We start from the raw sequence: 6,222 nt of genomic DNA, 5'->3' as shown, positions 1-6,222 counted from the left end.
AATCTAAAAAAGAAAAATATATAACTTTAGATTCTATAAATTTAGCTAATACAAATTATACTTATAGCCAGCCAGCCAGCCAGCCAGCCAGCCAGCCAGCCAGCCAGCCAGCCAGCCAGCCAGCCAGTCGTGCGCGCCAGCTTTCATTCAAGGACCATCTTTAGCAATGCTCCTTTTAGTCTAAACTTTTATAAAACTTTTAATCTACTTTTTATAACCTATAAAAACTACTTTGTACAAGGCATAGACTTATCGCAAGAAAATATTAAAAGTAGCACTAAAAACTATAGTTTTAAAAACACAAACCTTACTGGTAGCTTTACTAAAAAAGAGCTTATAAAACTTACTAACTTAGAAAACTACTTTAAAAAACAAACCTTACATACTTTTTTAAATATCACTCCAAAACTTCCTAGCCAAACTCTTTTAGAGTGTTTTGAATATGATGCAAGAGGCTTTTTTAACTTTAAACTAAAAGACATCACTCTTTTTTTAAACCAAGACTTGCCAAGTAAGCAGTTTATACACTACTTTGATAGTGATGATTATATGGAATCTAGGTGCATAGAAGTTTGTGTAAGTGAAGCTAGCAGCAACACTGAAGTTTTAATCCACTACTACTCAATATTTTGTGATAAGGGGCCTATAAACTTAAGTAAGGAAGATGAAGAACAAAACTTTACAAACCAGCTTTATAAGATATTTAAAGATAAAGAGTTTAGTGGTAATAGTTTACAAACAAACATAAAAGATACCTATATAAACTTTGGTTGGCATGGTCTTATAAGTAATGCTTACTTAAATAAAATAGCCCTTCGTTTTACGCCATTTTTAGATATAGAAGATGTTAACTTTGGGATGATACTGCTTGCTAAGGCTAGCTTTATAAAAGCAGTGCCATATAAACTTATAGCTTATCGCATGAGAGGTGGGTCTATATCTAATTATGCTAAAGATTCTAAGATAGAAGTTCCTTCTTGGCTTAAGCCTCTTAAAGATCGCTTTAAAACTAGCGTTGAGATAAGAACTTACTTTAATACCTACTGCCATTTTTTTGCAGCCCTAGATAGCTATCTAGTACTTTTTAAGTTTAAAGGGCTTAGCAAGGAAGCTTTAAAGTCTTTACGCTCTCAACTAACTTGCATGCTTGAAGGACTTATTATGCCAGCTTTAATGTATACCTACAAAAAGCAAGATCCTTTAAATATATTCTTGCTTATAAGGCAACTAAGTTTTTTAAAAGATGATAAAAGATTAAGTCTTGAGATTAGGATGCTTTTAAAACTTAGGGTAAAAAACTTTGTTTTATATAAAGTTACTGTGTTTTGTGTGGGGCTAAAAAGAAAGATTAGTTTTATATCTTATCTAGTCGCTAGGAGTTTGTATATAGGACTTGGTGTAAGGGCTTTAAAAAGGCATTATAAACTAAGGTAGATTCTATGTGATATAGAATCGTATAGCATAGGCAAAATTACTCTTTTTGCAAGAATTACTAAATCTTTATTCCAACAGTTTCTTTTTCACAGTGTTTATTATTTGTAGATTTTTTTTCAACCAAAAAGGGGTTTAACCCCTCCCCGCTCCCCTTAACCCCGAAAAAGGCTCTTTTTCGGCAATCAAGGGGAGGGCCTCGCTAATTCCGTTTCTAGTAAAAATCACGCGTTCGCACTACTGCTCACTTTTTCGTGATTTTTACACCACGAAACGGGCTCGAGTAGTGCTTTGCCAAACAACACACAACTTAAAAAAGCGCAAAGCATTTAAGCTTTTTTGTCTTTCGTTTTTGCTTTAGCAAAAACAAGCGTGCGGGGGATTGGGGGTTAGGCAAGGGGGATAAGGGGACCGCATCGCAATTAGGCCCCCTTGTCCCCCTTGCCAAAAGACAAAGATTTCTTAAAAGTAGATTCTGGAATTAAAAGTCTTAAGTGCCTAACTGGTTTTTGCAAAATTTACTGGTTCTTTATTCCAACAGTTTCTTTTTTTGCATTATTTATTATTTTTATGTTTTTTTCTAACCAAAAAGGGGTTTAACCCCTCCTCACTCCCACAAAGCCTGCGAAAGCGTAGCTTCTTTGAAACTAGTACTAGTTTCTAAGCAACTAGGGCTTTCTTTTTAGAGAGCCTTTTTCGGCGTGAGCTAAACAACTATTGACCAGATATTCATTCCAACACTTTCTTTGTCGTATTGCTTATTATTTGTATGTTTTCTTTCAACCAAAAAGGGGTTTAACCCCTCCCCGCTCCCCTTAGCCCCGAAAAAGGTACTTTTTCGGCAATCAAGGGGAGAGCCTCGCTTAATCCGTTTCTAGTAAAAATCACGCGTTCGCACTACTGCTCACTTTTTCGTGATTTTTACACCACGAAACGGGCTCGAGTAGTGCTTTGCCAAACAACACACAACTTAAAAAAGCGCAAAGCATTTAAGCTTTTTTGCCTTTTGTTTTTACGTAGCAAAAACAAGTGTGCGGGGGATATAGATTCTGGAATTAAAAGCTTGAGGGCTTATCTAACACAAGATTGCTACAGGGAACTAGCGCCCTTTGCAACGATAAATTACAAAGATTGTAAAAGGAGTAATCTTGCCTATGATATACGATTTTTTAAAGAGTAAGGCCTAAACCTTACTCTTTAAAAGTGTTTTACTTATCTTCGACTTCTGCGTCTATTACATCATCATCTTTTTTAGGACTTGCTTGCTCGCCTCCTTGGTTAGGTTGACCTTGTGCACCACTAGCTTGCATAGCTTTTGCTAGTGCTTCTTGGAGGGCTTTAGTTTTAGCGTTTAACTCATCTGCACTTGCAGCTTCATTTTTAGTAGCTTCTTTTAGCGCGTTAGTTTGAGTTTCTAGGTTAGAAAGCTCGCTTGCATCTATCTTGTCTTTAGATTCACTTACAAACTTTTCAGCTTGATGAACTACAGCATCAGCGTTATTTCTAGCTTCTATAACCACTTTTCTTTTTGCATCTTCTTCTTTATGAAGTTCAGCGTCTTTTACCATCTTTTCTATCTCGCTATCACTTAAGCCGCTGCTTCCTGTGATTTTGATCTCTTGAGAAGTTCCAGTGTTTTTATCTTTTGCAGACACAGTTAAGATTCCATTAGCGTCTATGTCAAAAGTAACTTCGATTTGTGGTACACCTCTTGGAGCTGGTGGTATACCTTGAAGATCAAACATACCTAAAGACTTATTATCTTTTGCCATTTCTCTTTCACCTTGAAGGACAGAGATGCTAACTGCTGGTTGGTTATCTTGAGCTGTACTAAAGACTTGAGATTTTTTGATAGGTATTGTCGCACCTCTATCTATAACTTTAGTCATAACACCACCTAGAGTTTCTATACCTAAACTTAAAGGAGTAACATCAAGTAGTAAGATATCTTTAACATCACCTTTTAAAACTCCACCTTGTATAGCAGCACCAATGGCCACTACTTCATCAGGGTTAACAGATTTATTTAAGTCTTTACCTATGAACTCTTTTACTCTTTCTTGAACTTTAGGGATCCTAGTAGACCCACCAACCATAACTACTTCGCTTATATCGCTTGTTTTAAGGCCAGCATCTTTTATAACATCGCCTATTTTTTTGATAGTAGATTCTATTAAGTCATCTATTAGGCTTTCAAATTTAGCACGAGTTAGCTTTTTAACTAAGTGTTTAGGGCCACTTGCATCAGCTGTGATAAAAGGAAGATTTATCTCAGTCTCAGTTGCACTACTTAGTTCTTTTTTAGCATTTTCTGCAGCGTCTTTTAGTCTTTGAAGTGCCATGATGTCTTTTTTGATATCTATACCAGTTTCGCTTTTAAACTCTTCAGCCAACCAGTCTATAACTCTATTATCAAAGTCATCACCACCTAAGAAAGCATCTCCTCCAGTAGCTAAAACTTCTACTACTTTATCACCAGTTTCAAGCACAGTCACATCAAAAGTACCACCACCTAGGTCATAAACTACTATCTTTTCAGCTTCTTTTTTATCTAGACCGTAAGCAAGGGCTGCAGCAGTTGGTTCATTTATGATTCTAAGTACATTAAGACCAGCTATAGTTCCTGCTTCTTTAGTAGCCTTTCTTTGACTATCATTAAAGTAAGCTGGTACTGTGATAACTGCTTCAGTTATCTTTTCACCTAAGTAGGCCTCTGCATCTTCTTTTAGTTTATTTAGTATTTTTGCACTTATCTCTTGAGGAGTGTAGACTTTATCGCCTATCTCAACAGCACAAGCGCCATTTCTATCTACTATGTTATAAGGAAGCCTAGCTTCTGCTTCTTTTGCTTTTTCTTCATTAAACATTAAACCCATAATTCTTTTTATAGAATAGATAGTTTTTTTAGGGTTAGTGATAGCTTGGCGTTTTGCTACCTCGCCTACTAGGATTTCATTTTTATCAGTAAAAGCAACTATTGAAGGAGTAGTGTTTTTACCTTCTTTATTAACTATGATCTTAGCTTCATTGCCTTCATAGATAGCCATAGCTGAGTTTGTTGTTCCTAAGTCTATACCTAATACTTTTGACATATTCTTTCCTTATTTTAAATTTAATTTTTTGTGATTGAAACCATTGCTGGTCTTAAAACTCTATCTTTATATGTGTAGCCAACTTGCAAGACGCGAGATATCTCACCATCTTTTTTAGCTTCATTAACTTCATGCATGATTCCATCATGTAAGCTTGGATTAAACTCTCCACTGCAATCAACCTTACTAACTCCATGTTTGCCTAAAACCTTTAAGAGATTATCAAGTGTTAGATTTATGCCTGTAGCTATGCTTTCTTGATTTGCATCTTTTGCAGATTCTAAAGCACGCTCTAGTGCATCAACAACGCTTAATAAGTCTTTAGCAAAAGCCTCATAAGCATAATCTAGTGCACTATCTTTTTCTCTTGCTAGCCTTTTTTTAACGTTTTCAAAATCAGCGTGCGTCCTAAGGTTAGCCTCTTCTAGCTCTTTAATCTTGGCTTTTAAAGCATCTATATGCTCATTTGCTTTTTCTTCAGGGCTTACTTGGTCTTGTTCTTTAGTTATATCTTGTTCATTACTACTTGTGTTAGTACTTGTCTCATCTTTGTGCATTTTAGTCTCCTTTCTTTAGATAGATATTTGATTATAAAGCTCTTCATAATCCGTAAATAAATTGCCAAAACATAGCATCCTAGCCTCCTTATTTTGATATGTGATGTCATTGATTATAGACATGTGAAAGTTTCTAGCTTGATTTTCAAAACTAGTAAAACTTTCTATAGCCCCTAAACTACTAAATGAAGCAAACTCGCTAAAAGAACTAGGTTCATTAAAATAGATTCCATTTCTATGTTTTAAAAGCACTTCTCCACTTAAAAACTCTAGATATAGTTTGCCATCCCCTTTTAAAAGATCTATTAAATATTCACTTCCAAATCTATAAACTTCATACTTCAAGTTTCCTAGTTTATCTCCTAGCACAAAAGCTCCTACGCTATTTGCTATATGACCTATCTCTTCTGCACTAAGCCCTATCATCTCGTTTGCAAAGCGATATAAAGCATCAGAAAAATCAAGTGCTACTTGGTCTTTACTAAACTCTAAGATTAGATACTTGGAGTTAAAGTTTTCTACATTTTCTAAAGTATTTTTGCTATCAATATGTATAACAACATAAACTTTATACATCTCACTAAGCTTACTCATAAGCTTTTTATCACCCTTAAAAGGCTGTCTAAGCACAGGTTCAAGGCTAGTTTTTTGATATCTTTTGACACTATTAGCAGTTGGTATACGACCACTACTAGCATGAGGCATAAGTAAGTCACCTTCACTAACAAGGGCTTTAAAGTAGTTTCTAATGCTAGCTGAAGAGATCTTGATATCTTCACTAAGATGCACCCTTAATGTCTCAGAGCCAACTGGCTCTTTAGTCTCTATATAGTGCTTAATAATACTGTTAAGTAATATCATCTTCTTGCTTATCATCTAGTAACCTCTTGTAGTAACTTAAACCTCTTTTTAAATATCTGGGCAGTATAGCTAAAAATTAGTAAACAAAATTAGCACTTAATATAATATTTTGCTAATTTTTGATAAATCTTAGCTTTTAGGACTAACTATTCTTATATACATAAACTTACTATTATTTAGTCTATTAGACTAAAGTATAGAATAATTAAATGGGCCACAGGTGAAATATATCCTTACTATAAACCACGTATGCATGGACATCAAGTATAATTAGACCTTTA

4 protein-coding genes are annotated in these 6,222 nt (G+C 35.0%); 1 reads left to right on the top strand and 3 read right to left on the bottom strand.

All coding sequences use genetic code 11. From position 1 onward, the window contains the following. Nucleotides 1-129 precede the first annotated feature (129 nt). On the top strand, nt 130-1,434 hold the full coding sequence (locus tag BKH43_RS06695) for a hypothetical protein (protein WP_095229890.1): 1,305 nt from the start codon (nt 130-132) through the stop codon (nt 1,432-1,434). Between the two features lie 1,205 nt (nt 1,435-2,639). Here BKH43_RS06695 and dnaK read toward each other — a convergent pair. The 3 genes from dnaK to BKH43_RS06680 are packed head-to-tail and all read right to left on the bottom strand — an operon-like array spanning nt 2,640 to nt 5,956. Next, nucleotides 2,640-4,523, bottom strand: a complete 1,884-nt coding sequence (dnaK, locus tag BKH43_RS06690) for a molecular chaperone DnaK (protein ID WP_095229887.1) — start codon at nt 4,521-4,523, stop codon at nt 2,640-2,642. Between the two features lie 20 nt (nt 4,524-4,543). Further along, a complete protein-coding gene (grpE, locus tag BKH43_RS06685; protein WP_095229885.1) occupies nt 4,544-5,080 on the bottom strand; it encodes a nucleotide exchange factor GrpE in 537 nt (178 codons plus the stop codon). Nucleotides 5,081-5,095: 15 nt separating this feature from the next. Then, complete coding sequence (locus BKH43_RS06680; protein WP_095229884.1) at nt 5,096-5,956, bottom strand: hypothetical protein; 861 nt, start codon at nt 5,954-5,956, stop codon at nt 5,096-5,098. Between the last annotated feature and the right edge of the window lie 266 nt (nt 5,957-6,222).

The sequence above is a fragment of the Helicobacter sp. 13S00401-1 genome, assembly GCF_002272925.1.
Taxonomy (GTDB): Bacteria; Campylobacterota; Campylobacteria; order Campylobacterales; family Helicobacteraceae; genus Helicobacter_I.
This window is presented reverse-complemented; position numbering and strand designations above follow the sequence as displayed.

Bases quoted from the DNA above. Each gene is read 5' to 3' on its own strand.
- dnaK (WP_095229887.1), bottom strand. From the start codon at position 4,523: ATGTCAAAAGTATTAGGTATAGACTTAGGAACAACAAACTCAGCTATG.
- grpE (WP_095229885.1), bottom strand. From the start codon at position 5,080: ATGCACAAAGATGAGACAAGTACTAACACAAGTAGTAATGAACAAGAT.
- BKH43_RS06680 (WP_095229884.1), bottom strand. From the start codon at position 5,956: ATGATAAGCAAGAAGATGATATTACTTAACAGTATTATTAAGCACTAT.